General features: G+C 37.9%; 15 protein-coding genes. All 15 read left to right on the plus strand.

Annotated features, from left to right (window positions below; translation table 11 throughout):
- Positions 1 to 13 precede the first annotated feature (13 nt).
- The gene (locus V6E76_RS04730) at positions 14 to 1,225 is read left to right on the plus strand and encodes an NRAMP family divalent metal transporter (RefSeq protein ID WP_247349818.1); all 1,212 of its coding nucleotides are present in this window, start codon (positions 14 to 16) and stop codon (positions 1,223 to 1,225) included.
- Positions 1,226 to 1,233: 8 nt separating this feature from the next.
- The gene (locus tag V6E76_RS04735; RefSeq protein WP_247349819.1) at positions 1,234 to 2,001 is read left to right on the plus strand and encodes a putative hydro-lyase; all 768 of its coding nucleotides are present in this window, start codon (positions 1,234 to 1,236) and stop codon (positions 1,999 to 2,001) included.
- A 222-nt stretch (positions 2,002 to 2,223) separates the two neighbouring features.
- A complete protein-coding gene (gene purE / locus V6E76_RS04740; RefSeq protein WP_247349831.1) occupies positions 2,224 to 2,706 on the plus strand; it encodes a 5-(carboxyamino)imidazole ribonucleotide mutase in 483 nt (160 codons plus the stop codon).
- Complete coding sequence (purK, locus tag V6E76_RS04745) at positions 2,693 to 3,814, plus strand: 5-(carboxyamino)imidazole ribonucleotide synthase (protein ID WP_247349842.1); 1,122 nt, start codon at positions 2,693 to 2,695, stop codon at positions 3,812 to 3,814. Before purE ends, purK begins: the two co-directional genes overlap by 14 nt.
- 4 nt (positions 3,815 to 3,818) lie before the next feature.
- On the plus strand, positions 3,819 to 4,535 hold the full coding sequence (gene purC / locus V6E76_RS04750) for a phosphoribosylaminoimidazolesuccinocarboxamide synthase (protein ID WP_247349844.1): 717 nt from the start codon (positions 3,819 to 3,821) through the stop codon (positions 4,533 to 4,535).
- Positions 4,522 to 4,779: a phosphoribosylformylglycinamidine synthase subunit PurS gene (gene purS, locus V6E76_RS04755; RefSeq protein ID WP_247349857.1), complete on the plus strand. Its 258-nt coding sequence runs from the start codon at positions 4,522 to 4,524 to the stop codon at positions 4,777 to 4,779. Before purC ends, purS begins: the two co-directional genes overlap by 14 nt.
- Complete coding sequence (purQ, locus tag V6E76_RS04760) at positions 4,780 to 5,442, plus strand: phosphoribosylformylglycinamidine synthase subunit PurQ (protein WP_247349867.1); 663 nt, start codon at positions 4,780 to 4,782, stop codon at positions 5,440 to 5,442.
- A gap of 1 nt (position 5,443) precedes the next feature.
- Positions 5,444 to 7,621 carry a phosphoribosylformylglycinamidine synthase subunit PurL gene (purL, locus tag V6E76_RS04765; RefSeq protein ID WP_247349876.1) on the plus strand — a complete coding sequence of 726 codons (2,178 nt, stop codon included), beginning with the start codon at positions 5,444 to 5,446 and terminating at the stop codon, positions 7,619 to 7,621.
- Positions 7,600 to 9,018 carry an amidophosphoribosyltransferase gene (gene purF / locus V6E76_RS04770; protein ID WP_247349888.1) on the plus strand — a complete coding sequence of 473 codons (1,419 nt, stop codon included), beginning with the start codon at positions 7,600 to 7,602 and terminating at the stop codon, positions 9,016 to 9,018. The genes purL and purF overlap by 22 nt, the downstream gene beginning before the upstream one ends.
- 2 nt (positions 9,019 to 9,020) lie before the next feature.
- The gene (gene purM / locus V6E76_RS04775; RefSeq protein WP_247349897.1) at positions 9,021 to 10,040 is read left to right on the plus strand and encodes a phosphoribosylformylglycinamidine cyclo-ligase; all 1,020 of its coding nucleotides are present in this window, start codon (positions 9,021 to 9,023) and stop codon (positions 10,038 to 10,040) included.
- Positions 10,033 to 10,602: a phosphoribosylglycinamide formyltransferase gene (gene purN / locus V6E76_RS04780; RefSeq protein ID WP_247349907.1), complete on the plus strand. Its 570-nt coding sequence runs from the start codon at positions 10,033 to 10,035 to the stop codon at positions 10,600 to 10,602. Before purM ends, purN begins: the two co-directional genes overlap by 8 nt.
- 2 nt (positions 10,603 to 10,604) lie before the next feature.
- The gene (gene purH, locus V6E76_RS04785; RefSeq protein ID WP_247349916.1) at positions 10,605 to 12,080 is read left to right on the plus strand and encodes a bifunctional phosphoribosylaminoimidazolecarboxamide formyltransferase/IMP cyclohydrolase; all 1,476 of its coding nucleotides are present in this window, start codon (positions 10,605 to 10,607) and stop codon (positions 12,078 to 12,080) included.
- 11 nt (positions 12,081 to 12,091) lie between these two features.
- Positions 12,092 to 13,342 carry a phosphoribosylamine--glycine ligase gene (gene purD / locus V6E76_RS04790; protein ID WP_247349927.1) on the plus strand — a complete coding sequence of 417 codons (1,251 nt, stop codon included), beginning with the start codon at positions 12,092 to 12,094 and terminating at the stop codon, positions 13,340 to 13,342.
- Positions 13,343 to 13,452: 110 nt separating this feature from the next.
- Positions 13,453 to 15,030 carry a glutathione ABC transporter substrate-binding protein gene (locus V6E76_RS04795; RefSeq protein ID WP_247349929.1) on the plus strand — a complete coding sequence of 526 codons (1,578 nt, stop codon included), beginning with the start codon at positions 13,453 to 13,455 and terminating at the stop codon, positions 15,028 to 15,030.
- Between the two features lie 132 nt (positions 15,031 to 15,162).
- A complete protein-coding gene (locus V6E76_RS04800; RefSeq protein WP_247349931.1) occupies positions 15,163 to 15,663 on the plus strand; it encodes a GNAT family N-acetyltransferase in 501 nt (166 codons plus the stop codon).
- Positions 15,664 to 15,999 lie beyond the last annotated feature (336 nt).

A 15,999-nucleotide genomic window follows, 5' to 3' on the forward strand; every position in this document is an offset into this window, starting at 1 on the left:
AAGAGGTGAAATTATGGAGAATAAACCTAAGATAACTGCTGCTCAGCGCAGGTTATTATTTGGTGCAGTGTTCTTGATGGCAACATCATCAATTGGGCCTGCTTTTTTAACGCAAACAACAGTGTTTACCCAACAATTTATGGCAAGTTTCGCATTTGCAATTGTCGCATCAATTGTGATTGATATTGGTGCACAGCTAAATATTTGGAGAGTTTTATCAGTTAGTGGAAAACGCGGACAAGACGTTGCCAATGAGGTATTACCAGGACTTGGTTCGGTTGTTGCCATATTAATTGTCATCGGTGGTTTAGCGTTTAATATTGGTAACGTCGCAGGTGCAGGGCTCGGTTTTAATGCCATTTTTGGATGGGATGTTAGAATTGGAGCAGCGATTACAGGTATTTTTGCAATTATCATTTTCTTAGTAAAAAATGGACGTGCGGTCATGGATATCGTGACACAAATACTCGGGGTACTCATGATAGGTATCATTGCCTACGTCATGATAATTTCAGAACCACCTGTTGCAGAAGCAGCGAAACGCGTAATTTTACCAGAAGATCCTATTGCGATGCTCTTACCAATTATCACCCTGGTTGGGGGAACAGTTGGTGGTTATATCACCTTCGCTGGTGCCCACCGTTTAATCGAAGCAGGGATGACTGGTGAGAGAAACCTACGCTTTGTGAGTCACGCAGCAAATTGGGGTATTTTAACAACAGGTTTAATGCGTGTGCTATTATTCTTAGCAGTACTAGGAGTCTTAGCTCAAGGTGCAGTACTAGATTCTGAAAACCCTCCAGCATCCGTTTTCCAATTTGCTTTAGGTGATATCGGTATGAAGATCTTTGGTGTTGTGCTCCTTGCAGCAGCATTATCTTCAGTTATTGGGGCTGCTTATACAAGTGCAAGCTTCATGCGCTCGTTTAATAAGGTTTTCGATAAGTATAATAATATTGTAATTGTGGTCTTCATCCTAACATCGACACTTATCTTCCTGTTCGTCGGAAGACCAGTAACATTACTTATACTTGCAGGTTCATTCAACGGATTAATTTTACCAGTCACACTGGGTGCCATTCTATTGGCATCACGTAAGAAGAGCATTGTCGGTAACTACCATCACCCTACATGGATGATTATTTTTGGTATTATTGCAGTAATTGTAACCTTGATTGCAGGATTTATGTCGCTACAAGGACTCGCGGATCTTTGGAATGGATAGGTGATTAAATGAATACAGAAGAAATTAGACAGCGTATTAGAACTGGTGAACATACAGGGCCGACTTCAGGAATTTCTGGTGATAAAGTCCAAGCAAACTTGGCCATCTTACCTAAAAAATATGCCTTTGATTTTCTTTTATTTGCTATGAGAAACCATAAACCTGTACCGATTATTGAAGTGTTAGAGGCTGGTGAATATGTCAGTCGCTACGCTAAAAACTCAGACATTCGAACAGATGTCCCGCTCTATAATATTTATAGAGACGGTGAGCTCGTAGATACAGTAGATGATGTCAGACCATATTGGTCAGACGATCTTGTCACATTTTTGATTGGTTGTAGTTTTACTTTCGAACAGGCAATTCTAGATGAAGGTATTCCGATTAAACATATAGACCAAGGTGTTAACGTTGCGATGTATAAGACAAATATAGATACTGAACCTGCTGGTATTTTCCACGGGGAAACAGTGGTATCAATGAGACCATTTAAAAAGTCAGTAGTAGATGATGTTATCAGAATCACGAATGAATTCCCTAATATGCACGGGGGACCTGTACATGTAGGAGATCCAGAAATGATTGGTATTAAAGATATTAATCAGCCTGACTACGGTGATCCGATTGATATTGCCGAAGATGAAGTGCCCGTATTTTGGGCGTGTGGTGTGACACCTCAGAATGTGGTGTTAAATGCAAAACCTGAGATTCTGATCTCACATGCACCAGGTCACATGTTCATTACAGATATTAATAATGAAGATTACAAAAAATAAGTTTCATACAGACTCAAGAATCTCTTAATCGAGGTTTTTGAGTCTTTTTTTGTTTTGAATGGAGGGGCTTCAAAAATAAACTAAGCTCATCATAGCAGCAATCTCAGTGAAAATTACTTAAAAACGTACATTAAAATAAAATGATCAACTATTGACATTTAAAATACGTACATTATAATTATAAATATAAATAATGTTCGTTAAATTAGGAGTGTTATTGAAATGACTGTCGGAATAATTATGGGAAGCTCATCAGACTGGGAAACGATGAAACATAGTGCTGACTTGCTTGATTACTTTGGAATTAAGTATGAGAAGAAAGTGGTTAGCGCGCATCGTACTCCAGAAATGATGTTGGATTATGCTAAGGAAGCGAAGTCTAATGGTATTGATGTCATCATTGCAGGTGCTGGGGGTGCTGCACATCTCCCTGGCATGGTTGCATCTTCGACTCACGTGCCTGTAATCGGGGTGCCGATTCAATCTAAGGCACTAAGCGGTATGGATTCTCTATTATCTATAGTGCAGATGCCGGCGGGCATACCTGTTGCCACACAAGCGATTGGTGATGCAGGGGCTAAAAATGCTGCGATTCTTGCTGCACGAATTTTAGCTGTAAATTCTAAAGAAATATACGAAAAATTAGAAGCTTATCAAAAATCCTTGGAAGAAAAAGTGGAGGCTATGCAAAATGACCTTAAGTAAACGTCTATATCCTGGCAGCTCCATCGGTATTATAGGTGGCGGTCAACTTGGTAAGATGCTTGCACAAAGTGCTTTAAGAATGGGCTATAAGGTAATTGTTCTAGATCCCTCTCCAGATGCCCCTGCAAGCTCAACATGCCACACCTTTATACAGGCAGATTTTAGTAATCAAGAAGCGATGGAAAAATTAGCGAGTTTGTCTGATGTGGTGACTTATGAATTTGAAAATATTGATGCTCATATTCTTCACTCACTAACAGATAACTTTTATGTTCCACAAGGTGCTGAAACAGTACTCACGCTTCAGAATAGAAGTTCTGAAAAAGATGCCATTAAAGCAACGGGTGCTAAAGTTGTGCCTTTTGAAAATGTTCAAAGTAAAGCAGATATTGAAAGTTTTGCAAATACACATGGCTATCCCTTAATCGTTAAAACAAAAACGGGCGGTTACGACGGTAAAGGTCAGTATTACTTAAACAGTCAAGCAGCGTTAGAAAGTGAAGAGATTCCTTTTGACCAAGTTGATTTTATTGCAGAGAAATACATTGACCTAGAAGCGGAAGTCTCGCTCACCATCGCAAGAAATACAGACTCCAAATGTATCTATTTCCCACTGCAGGAAAATTTACATAGAGATCAAATTTTGTACAGAACCATTGCACCGTCTAGATTTGATTACTTTGAACAGGCTAAAAGCGAAGCGGAAAAAATAATGACACATCTCCATTTTGTTGGTGTCTTTACGATTGAGTATTTCATTTCTAAAGACGGTGAACTTTATGTCAATGAAATTGCGCCAAGACCACATAATTCTGGACATCATTCAATTGAATCTTGTAATATCTCACAATTTGATGCCCATATCTTAGCCATTACTGGTGCACCGATGCCTGAAGTTTATCAGCATCAAGAAGCAATTATGATGAACTTACTCGGTCAAGATTTAGATCGCTTAGAAGGTGATTTATTTTATCATCCGCATTGGAATGTTCATTTGTACGGAAAAAGTAAAAGTCTTCCAGCTCGTAAAATGGGACATGTCACTCTATTAACAAACGATATCGAAGCATCACTTAAGTCTTTAAAAACAGACTTTGAAAAGGAGTGAAAATATGTCGTTATTGTATGAAGGTAAGGCAAAATCAGTATACACAACAGCTGAGTCGGAAGTTCTTTTAATAGAGTATAAAGATGAGGTTACAGCGGGTAATGGCAAAAAACATGACTTTGTACCAGGTAAAGGGCGTTTAAATAACTTAATTTCAGCCAGTATTTTCAAACATCTGAAAACACACGATATTAAATCTCATTTTATAGAAGAGACTGGAGAAACCAGTCAGCTTGTAAAAAAGGTCACGATTATTCCACTAGAAGTCGTTGTTAGAAATATTGCTGCTGGCAATATTGTTAAAAGATTGGGATTTAAAGAAGGTCATGTTTTTGACACACCACTAGTTGAGTTTTACTTAAAAGAAGACGATTTAAATGATCCACTCGTTACAAAAGATCATATTCATCATCTTAAAATTGCGACATCAGTTGAATTATCAGAACTGAAGAATCAAGCACTTAAAATTAATTCAGCACTGACACATCTTATGGACGAAATGAATTTAAAGCTTGTCGACTTTAAAATTGAGTTCGGTCGAGACGACCAAGGCAACATTCTATTAGCGGACGAGATTTCACCAGACACCTGTCGATTATGGGATAAAACTACTAATAAAAATTTAGATAAGGATGTTTACAGAAATAATACTGGATCATTAATTGAGACATATAATATTTTTTATAACAAGTTGGAGGAAATTAACAATGAAAAAAATTGAACTTATCGTAACTTTACAACCCCAAGTGTTAGATACTCAAGGCGAAGCTTTAGATAGAGCGGTTAAGGAACTCGGTACGGGTCAGGTTGAGAATATTAGAGTAGGTAAAGTATTGTACTTTGATATTGATGAAACTGATGATGAGAAGATTGATGAGATCGTCCGTCAACTCTCTGAAAAATTATTTACCAATACAGTCATAGAAACTTACGAATATAAAATCTTAGACGAGGAGACAGTATAAATGAAGTTTGCAGTTATTCGTTTTCCAGGGTCAAACTGTGACCGTGATTTATACAATGCCATTGTAAAAAGTGGTGCTAAAGCAGATTACGTGGATTATAGAGAAACTGATTTAAGTGACTATGATGGCGTTTTAATACCTGGTGGATTTTCATTTGGGGATTACTTACGTTCTGGAGCTATGGCAAGTGTTGCCCCAGTGACTGTTGAGATTAAAAAACTAGCGGCAAAAGGAAAGCCTGTTCTTGGCATCTGTAATGGGTTCCAAATTTTAACTGAGATTGGGCTTTTACCCGGTGCACTTATACATAATGACAACCATAGTTTTGTCTCTAGAAATGAATCGTTAAAAATCGTTAACAATCAAACGAAATATACAGAACTTTATAACGATGGAGAAGATGTTATCTTTCCAATCGCACATGGTGAAGGCCACTACTATTGCTCAGATGACACATACGATCAACTCGTTAAGAATAAGCAAATTATCTTAACTTACAATGACAACCCAAATGGCTCAAGAGACGACATTGCTGGCCTTGTTAATGAAGCTGGAAATGTGTGTGGTATGATGCCGCACCCAGAACGTGCCATTGATCTTTTACTCGGTAGTGAAGATGGTTTTAGAGTTTTTGAGAGTCTAACAAATTGGGAGGGCAATTAAGATGAGATTTATTGAGCCGACTAGTAAGGATATCAGAGAACAAAAATTATATCAGGAAATGGGTCTGACTGATGATGAATACAAGAAAGTTGTTGAAATTTTATCGAGAGAGCCTAACTATACTGAAATCGGAATATTTTCTGTCATGTGGAGTGAACATTGTTCTTATAAGCATTCGAAACCATTTTTAAAACAGTTTCCCACAACAGGCGAACACGTTTTAATGGGACCTGGTGAGGGTGCAGGAGTTGTCGATATTGGTGACAACCAAGCTGTCGTCTTTAAAGTAGAATCACACAATCACCCATCAGCTGTTGAGCCTTATCAAGGGGCTGCTACAGGTGTCGGTGGTATCATTCGTGACATCGTATCCATCGGTGCACGTCCGATTGGGCTATTGAATTCACTTAGATTCGGTGAACTAACTAAAGCCAATAATCGCCGTCTATTAAGAGGTGTCGTAAAAGGAATTGGAGGTTACGGTAACTGCATTGGGATTCCGACAGTTTCAGGGGAGGTTGAATTCGATCCGTCATATGACGGCAATCCACTTGTGAACGCTATGTGTGTCGGTATTATCGAACACGATAAAATCCAAAAAGGTACTGCAACAGGTAAGGGAAATAAAGTTATATATGTTGGACTAAAGACAGGACGCGATGGCATTCACGGTGCGACATTTGCATCTGAAGAACTAGATGAAGAAGCGGATGCAAAACGACCATCTGTTCAAATTGGTGATCCATTTACAGGGAAGAAGTTAATGGAAGCAACACTAGCTGCAATTGAAATGCCAGAACTCGTCGGTATTCAAGACATGGGTGCAGCAGGATTAACTTCTTCAAGCTCTGAAATGGCCGCTAAAGGTCAATCAGGCATGACGCTATATTTAGATAGGGTCCCTGTTCGTGAAGCAGGTATTTCTCCATACGAAATGATGCTTTCAGAAACTCAAGAACGAATGCTTCTTGTTGTGGAAGATGGTTCAGAAGATAAGTTCCTTAAATTGTTTGATGAACATGAGCTAGACTCAGCTGTTATAGGGGAAGTGACGGATTCAAAACGTTTACTACTTTACTTTCGTGATGAACTCTACGCGGACATTCCAGTCTTACCACTTTCAGAAGAAGCACCAGAGTACATTTTAGAAGGTCAAGAAAACGTACAGGATGAAGCGCGTGAAGACTACTCAAATGAAGATCTAGAAGATGTATTTATGAAGTTGATTAGCCATCCAACTCACGGCGATAAGTCGTTTATCTTTGATCAGTACGACAGTCAAGTAGGTGCGAATACGGTACAACAATCTGGCTTCGGCCCAGGGGTAGTACGTGTTGAAGGGACCAACAAAGCAATCTCTATGGCAATCGATGGAAAGAGCCGCTATGTTTATAGCGACCCTTACAACGGTGGTAAGGAAGTCGTCGCACAAACCTTTAGAAATATTATAGCTACTGGTGCAACACCACTTGCCATGACGGATTGTCTGAACTACGGTTCACCTGTCAAACCATTAATCTACAATCAGTTAAGTGAATCAACCAAAGGTATGGCAGAGGCTTGTAAAGCATTATCAACGCCTGTTGTATCAGGAAATGTTAGCCTCTATAACGAGAATAGCAAAGGATCGATTTTACCAACACCAGTGGTTGGAATGGTCGGCTTAATAGAAGATGTAAACTTCATGAAAGATTTAAAAGTGAATGAAGGAGATGTGCTTTATCTTGTTGGAGAACTCACTCCTTCTTTTGCAGGAAGTCAAATAGAAAAAACTTTAGAGAATACAATTCGTAAAACTAGAAGATATATTGACTTAGATGCGGAATATAAAAGAGGAATGTACCTAAAAGAAAAACTTGTAAAAGGTGAAATAAACAAAATTGCACCACTCGGCCGAGGCGGCTTGATTACTAAAATCGCACAACTTTCAAGTTTTTATCAACTTGGTGTAGATGTGAATATGGATATTCGTCCAGACTTACTTTTTAGTGAAGGTGGATCAAACTACCTGGTTGTTGCTAAAGGTGGTTTAGATATAGAAGACGCTGTTGAAATCGGTAGGCTAGTGGGTGAAACATTTAAAGTTACCGCACAAGATTTTGAAATAAAGAAAAAAGTAAAAGAAATAAAAGCTGAATGGGAAGGGGCAATCCCGACATGTATGAACTCCGTGGACTAAATGAAGAATGTGGTGTGTTTGGAATTTGGGGCCATAAAGAAGCAACGGAACTGACTTATATTGCCTTACACAGTCTTCAGCATCGTGGGCAAGAAGGGGCAGGAATCGTTGCTTCAAATAAAGAATATCTATTTGGTGCTCGTGGCATGGGCCTCTTAACTGAAGCCTTGTCTAAGACCCAATTAGAATCTTTAAGAAACTTTCCTTGTGCTATTGGTCACGTCCGTTACGCAACAACAGGGGGTAGTGAACTTTCCAACGTCCAACCCTTTCTTTTTAAAAGTCATATCGGGGATCTCGGGCTTGCACATAACGGAAATCTAGTGAATGCTATTCAACTAAGAAAAGCATTAGAAGACGAAGGGGCAATTTTTCAGACATCTTCAGATTCTGAAGTTTTCGCCCATCTCTTAAGACGTGCTAAAGGTCCTTCTAGAAAGGCGAGAATTAAGACAGCATTACAGCAATTAAAAGGGGCCTTTGCCTACGTGATTTTACATGAGGATGAACTCACAGTTGCCTTAGATGATCACGGGGTGAGACCGCTGATGTTAGGTGAGGTCGACGGGGCATACTGTGTTGCGAGTGAGACCTGTGCCTTTAGTGCAATTGGGGCAACTTACATCAGAGATATCGAGCCTGGTGAACTGATTACTATTAATGATAAGGGCATCGACTTTGACCGTTATTCAGATTATGAAAATCCGAATTTATGTTCCATGGAATATATTTATTTTGCCCGTGCAGATTCTGAGTTTAGAGGCACGTCAACCTATACAATTCGTAAAGCACTCGGTGAAGCCTTAGCAAAAGAGATGACAGTGGATGCCGATATCGTCATCGGTGTACCGGACTCAAGCTTGGCCGCTGCAAAAGGATTCAGTGATTACAGTGGTATACCGAGTGAGCAGGGACTCTTGAAGAATCGTTATGTTGGTCGTACTTTTATTGCATCAGGTCAAGAGGCTCGAGAACGAGCGGTCAGAATGAAGCTTTCACCAGTGAGGGATATTGTGGAAGGGAAACGTGTCATTGTTATCGATGATTCCATTGTCCGGGGTACGACGAGTAAGTATATTGTGAAGGCTTTAAAAGATGCTGGTGCAAAAGAGGTGCATATGGGTGTGTCATCACCACCATTAAAGAATCCATGTTTTTACGGTATTGATGTCTCTACACATGCGGAAATAATTGCTTCATCGAAGTCAACAACTGAAGTATGTGAAGAAATTGGTGCTGATTCACTGACCTACTTATCTGTCGATAAAATGCACGAGGTCTATTATAAATTCGGATCTAGAGGACAATGTGATGCTTGTTTTACAGGACAATACCCTATTGAAAACTTAGACGGTTTAATGCCTCAAGAAAAAGATGCTAAAAAGAAAGGGGTTTAATCATGTCGAAACAATATAAAGATGCTGGTGTAGATATAGAAGCTGGTTATGAAGCGGTTGAACAAATGAAAAGACATGTTAGAAAGACACTAAGACCCGAAGTCATTGGTGGAATCGGTGGCTTTGGTGCTGCTTTTGACTTGTCAGAGCTCAATATGAAGAAACCTGTTCTCGTTTCAGGTACAGATGGCGTTGGAACAAAATTAAAGCTTGCGATCGATCATAATCGTCATGACACGATAGGAATAGATGCCGTGGCAATGTGTGTCAACGATATTATTACGACAGGTGCAGAACCACTTTACTTCTTAGACTATATTGCCGTCAATAAGGTGATTCCGGAACATGTTGCTGAAGTTGTAAAAGGAATTTCAGAAGGTTGTATACAGTCAGATTGCGCTTTGATTGGTGGAGAAACCGCTGAAATGGGTGAAATGTATGCAAAAGGAGAGTATGATTTAGCTGGCTTTGCCGTTGGTGCTGTTGAAAAAGATCAGTATGTTGATGGTTCGACTGTTAAAAGTGGCGATAAGGTTATTGGTTTAACTTCAAGCGGTATTCATTCAAATGGTTACAGTTTAGTCAGAAAAATTTTAGCAGATCATAATATAGATGTTAGTGATGAACTTGATGGAGATAAGCTGCTGGATTTATTAATAGAGCCAACAAGAATTTACACGAAAGCAGTCAAAAAAGTAAAGGATAAAATTGACATTAAAGCAATGAGCCATATTACTGGTGGCGGCTTCTATGAAAATATCCCAAGAGCAATACCTGAACATCTAGGTATTGATATTAATACAAGTGATATCAAACTTCCCAAAATTATTTCTTGGTTAATTGAAACATCTGGTTTAGATATGAAGGAAGCGTACAATGTATTTAACATGGGCATTGGCTTTATTATGATTGTGGACCAAGATGATGTTGATGAGACACTTAGCTTATTAAAAGAAGCAAATTATGAAGCGAGTATGATTGGTGAAGTTACGTCTCAAGAAGGACTTGTCATCAATGACTAAAAGGGTTGTAATATTTGCTTCTGGTGGCGGTTCAAATTTTGAGAATCTTGTACTGAAATCTAAAGATATTGGTATGGAAGTCTCAAGCCTAATTGTTGATCGAGCTAATGCTTATGCGATTGAAAGAGCGAAGATGCTAAACATTCCATATCACGTGATCAATAGAAAAGACTATCAATCAAAAGAAGAATTTGAGGACAAAATAAAAGCAACCTTAGCTGATGAAGAACCAGATTATTTAATTCTAGCTGGTTTCATGAGAATTTTATCGAAAACATTTGTTGAACAATATGATAGAAAAATAATCAATATTCATCCATCATTATTGCCAGCTTTTAAAGGCGGAAATGCAATTCATGATGCATATCAGTATGGAGTGAAGGTTAGCGGTGTGACGATCCACTATGTGGATAGTGGTGTAGATACTGGTGAGATTATTGCTCAAGAGCCAATAATTATAGATGATAATGACAGTTTAGATATATATGAAGAAAAAATACATCTGCTTGAATACAACTTGTATCCGAGTACTTTAAAAAAGTTATTTAAAGGAGACGTTTAAGAATGAAAGCCTTACTTAGTGTTTCAAATAAAACAGGTATAGAGGATTTTGCCAAATCACTTGTTAAAGAAGGCTATGAATTATACTCCACAGGTGGTACTTACCAGACTTTAGTGGATGCTAACATTTCAGTTAAATCAGTGAGTGACTTAACCAATTTTAGTGAAATTATGGATGGTCGTGTAAAAACCTTACACCCTGCCGTTCATGGTGGCATTTTAGCTAATCGAGATAATCCGAGGCATCTAGAAGAACTAAAAGAAAATAACATCGAGACAATTGACCTTGTAGTGGTTAATCTATATCCGTTTAAAGAAACAGTTAGGAAAGCTAACGTGACTGAATACGAAGCAATTGAAAATATCGATATCGGTGGACCAACTATGCTTAGAGCAGCAGCAAAAAACTTTAAGCATGTGACGACGGTAGTTGATCCGTTTGATTATGACGAAGTCATTGAACGTATCCAAAGTAATAATCTAAATGAAGCTTATAGAAAGTCGCTTATGATTAAGGTGTTTCGTCATACCAATGACTATGATCAAGCGATTGTGAACCATTTTTCTCAAAATGAAGAAATCTTAAGATATGGTGAAAATCCACATCAAACTGCACGTTCAGTTAAAACAAGTGATGATACAAATACACTGTTAAATGCTGAAATTTTACATGGTAAGGCATTGAGCTATAACAATTTAAGAGATGCTGATAGTGCACTTAGCCTGGTCAGAAAATTTGATGCGCCAGCTGCAGTTGCTGTAAAGCATATGAACCCTTGTGGGGTGGGCACTGGAGAAAATCTAGCCGATGCCTTTCAAAATACCTTTGATGCGGATAGTCAGTCTATCTTTGGTGGCATAGTTGCCCTGAACAAAACTGTGGATCAAGAGACTGCTGAGAAATTAAGTAAGATCTTTTTAGAAGTGATTATTGCGCCTAACTATACTGATGAAGCCTTGGAGATACTAACCGTCAAAAAGAATATTCGTTTGTTAAAAATGGATTTTACAGATGAAGTTCAAAGCGAAGAAATGGTGAGTGTATCAGGTGGATATTTAGTCCAATCTAAAGACCTTGGCAAACTTGACATGAGTCAGTTGGAGTTTGTGACTGAAAAACAACCAAGTAATGCTGAATTAAAAGCTCTGACACTCGCTTGGGAAGTATCAAAACATGTTAAATCCAATGCAATTGTCTTAGCGAACTCTAAACAAACAACCGGTATTGGTGCAGGTCAGATGAATAGAGTAGGGGCCTTAAAGATTGCTGCAGAACGTTCAATTGATTCTGATGAAGAAGTTGTACTCGCAAGTGATGGCTTCTTCCCTATGCCAGATACAGTAGAACTTGCCTATGAACATGGAATTAAGGCAATTATACAACCTGGTGGCTCTAAGCGTGACCAGGAGTCCATAGATTTCTGCAACGAGCATGGTATGGCAATGGTGTTTACAGGCATGCGTCATTTCAAACATTAAGGAGATGTCTTATGAAGGTCTTAGTAGTAGGTAGTGGCGGTAGAGAACATGCGCTTGTAAAAAAGCTAAGTGAGTCAAAATATGTTGATGAAATTCATGCCATCCCAGGGAATGATAGTATGAAACAGTATGCTGAAATTTACCCTGAAATCTCAGATGTTGATACAGAAAAAATCTCAGAAAAATGTAGAGCACTTGAAATTACTTGGGCAATCATCGGGCCTGAAGCACCCCTTAATATTGGTCTAGTTGATGCATTAGAAGCTGATGGTGTTAAGGTTTTTGGACCAAGAAAATTAGAAGCTCAACTTGAATCATCTAAGGAATTTGCTAAGAAAATAATGCAGAAATATGATATTCCAACCGCAGACTACCAAGTTTTCTATGATAAAAATGAAGCTAAAGCATACATTGAACATAAAGGAGCACCAATAGTACTTAAAAAAGATGGGCTCGCTGCTGGTAAAGGTGTTTCTGTCGCTATGACAGTAGACGAAGCACTTCAAGCGCTTGATCACATGTTTGATGAATCTTCAGAAGAAGGACTTGTAATCGAAGAATTTCTTGAAGGTGAAGAATTTAGTTTGATGGTGCTAGTCAACGAAGATTATATTTTACCTTTTGATATTATTGCGCAAGATCATAAACGTGCCTATGATAATGATCAAGGTCCGAACACAGGCGGTATGGGTGCCTATGCGCCAGTCCATCACTTGGGTGATACAGTGATTGAAGAAGCGGTTAAGAATATTGTTCAACCTATGGCAGATGCGATGGTTAAAGAAGGTTTGAAGTATTTTGGTGTCATGTACCTTGGTGCTATCATTACTAAAGATGGTATTAAGGTCATTGAATTCAATGCTCGCTTTGGTGATCCAGAAGCTCAAATTCTCCTATCATTGTTAGAGTCTGATTTAATTGAAGTTTTAGAAGCGGTTAAAGCGAAAGAAAAATATCAGTTAAACTTCTCTAAGGACTATATGCTTGGAGTTATCTTAGCGTCTAAAGGCTATCCTGAATCATCAACTAAAGGATTAAAGGTGAAGATACCAACTGAACTTAAGGGTCAGGTATTTAATAGTGGTCTAAAACAAGTCGACGATGATATTTTTGAAACAAACGGTGGACGCGTCTTGTTGGTCACTGCTAGAGGTGAGAATTTAGAAGTAGCTAGAAACCTAGCTTACGATAATCTTAAGAAAGTAGACTTTCATGGTGATGATCTATTCTATAGAACGGATATTGGAACAGGGGGATTATAAACAACCTTTCACATCAAAAAAGATGTGAAAGGTTTTTATTTTTAAATTGATATAGCAATAATTTTTAAATCATAGTATAATAATAGGGATTAATATTAGGAGGCGTCAGAATGAAAAAGTACATATTACCCATTATAGCTCTATTTGTTCTCGTACTTGCTGCTTGTACATCTGATAGCGAGGTTGACGAGGAATTAACAGAAGAGGAGGGAGAAGGTGAAGAGACTGCTGGAGAAGCGATTGATTTCAGTATTATGTCACTACCAAACTCTCTAGACCCACATGCTGCTAATGATGGCTATTCATTATATGTTATGACAAACATTTATGAAACTTTAGTAAAACTGAATCAAGATCTGGAATTAGAACCAGGACTTGCTGAGAGTTATGAACAAATTTCAGATACAACATGGGAATTTAAGCTCAGGGAAGGGATCAAATTCCACGATGGTAGTGATTTTAATGCGGAAGTGGTTAAAGCTAACTTAGACCGCGTACGTGATGAGGAAGTTGCATCACCATTATCTTTCTTGTTTACAGAGATTGATGAAGTTGAAGTCGTAGATGACTACACTGTTCAGGTTCACACGAAACAACCATTTGCGGCCTTACCTGCTCACTTAGCACATCCAGGTGGACACATGATTAGTAAGGAAGTCATCGATGCGGATTATGCTCAAATGGAAGAAGGCGGTAATCCTTTAACAGAAGTAAATAAAACTCCAGTAGGAACTGGTTTCTTTAAATTTGAAGATATTAAAGAAGGCGAAGAAATTACTTTAGTTCGTAACGAAGAGTATTGGGGAGACCCAGCCGAACCAGAATCAATCACCTTTAGAGCAGTGCCAGAAGATCAGTCGAGAATTGCTGAATTAACTTCAGGTACGGCAGATATCATCTATCCGATGGATCCGAATGATGTTGAACAAGTGGATTCTAATGAAGGTAGTGAAGTGCAACAACGCCCAAGTGCGAACATGACTTACTTAGGATTTAATACTGAAAAAGAACCATTTAATGATGAAAATGTGAGACTTGCGATTGCTTCAGCTATCGATAAAAACTCAATCATTGAAAATATTCTTGTCGGTATTCACGAAGTTGCCGAAACACCGTTAAACCCAACTGTTTTTGGCTATAGTGAAAACTTAGACCCAATCGAGTATGATCTTGACCAAGCGAAAGAATACCTTGCAGAAAGTGATTATCCAGATGGTTTTTCAGCAGAAGTGGTATTAAACTCAAGAACGCATCAAGATGTTGCAACGTATATCCAAGAAGTTCTAAAAGAACTGAACATTGATCTAGAAATTTCCTTGATGGAAGCTGGAGCATATCAAGAATACACTGCCAACGGTGACCACGAAATGTTCATGGGTGGCTGGGGTACAGTAACCCTAGATGCAGACTATGGTCTATATCCTATGTTCCACTCTGATAATATCGGAGCTGCAGGAAACAGAACACGTTACTCTAATCCAGAAGTAGATGAACTACTTGACAATGCCCGTGTTGAGTTAGATGAAGAAACACGTCTACAAATGTATGAAGACGCTCAACAAATTATTATCGATGAAGAACCATTGATTCCGATCTTCCATACTAAATTGTTAACAGGGATTAACTCTGATTTAGATGGCTATTATCAATACCCAAGTAGTTTCCCTTATTTAAAAGACTTGCATTAAAAAAGAAAGCTCCTACTCAAAATATAATTTTGAGTAGGGGCTTCTTGCATGTATTTACAATTAACTAAGCAAATTTTATACTTTAATTAACAAGGAACGTATAAATATTAAGGCTATATAAGGAGCATAAAAATGAAAATAAGAGCATTAGAGGAAACTGATCTAAACTTTATTCATACATTGAATAACAGATACTCTACTATGGCATATTGGTTTGAAGAACCATATGAATCATTAGGCGAGTTACAATCGCTTTACCAGAAGCATATCTTGGATGAATCTGAGCGAAGATTTATTATAGAAGATGAAAATGAGAAAGTAGGCATTGTAGAATTAGTAGAAATAAACTTTATTCATAGGAATTGTGAAATTCAGATTATAGTGGATGAACAATTTGCTGGTAATGGATATGCCAAAAGGGCAATGAAACAAGCAATAGATTATGCATTTAACATTTTAAATTTGCATAAAATATATTTATATGTCGATGTTGAAAATGAAAAAGCCATCCACATTTACAAAAATCAAAATTTTGAAATTGAAGGCACCTTAAAAGAACATTTTTATACAAAAGGGGAATATAAGAACTCTCATATTATGGGACTTTTAAAGAAAAACTGGAGAAGTGAATAAAAAATTTTCCCATAGATAGATACCACCCACTTCAACAAAAGAAGATTGAAGTGGGTGATTTTTTTAATAAGATGTTTTACTCTTTATTATCCATTCCTCTAAAAATAAAGAAAGCGAATATAAGGCTTGTTAATCCAGTAATAATAGCATCATATTGATTTGAATACTTATAACCATCAAATAAATTAGCATTAATCAAAATTAAAGAGACCATAAATGATAATAGTCCTATTAACATTAGTCTAAGAAAAAAGTTCATTAGTATTTCCAGTCCTTTCTTCTTTTCAAATTCTAGTTTTAAGTTAGATCAAATAAAGATAACAGTCGTGATACCTG

Source organism: Jeotgalicoccus huakuii (assembly GCF_036665975.1).
Lineage (GTDB): Bacteria > Bacillota > Bacilli > Staphylococcales > Salinicoccaceae > Jeotgalicoccus > Jeotgalicoccus marinus.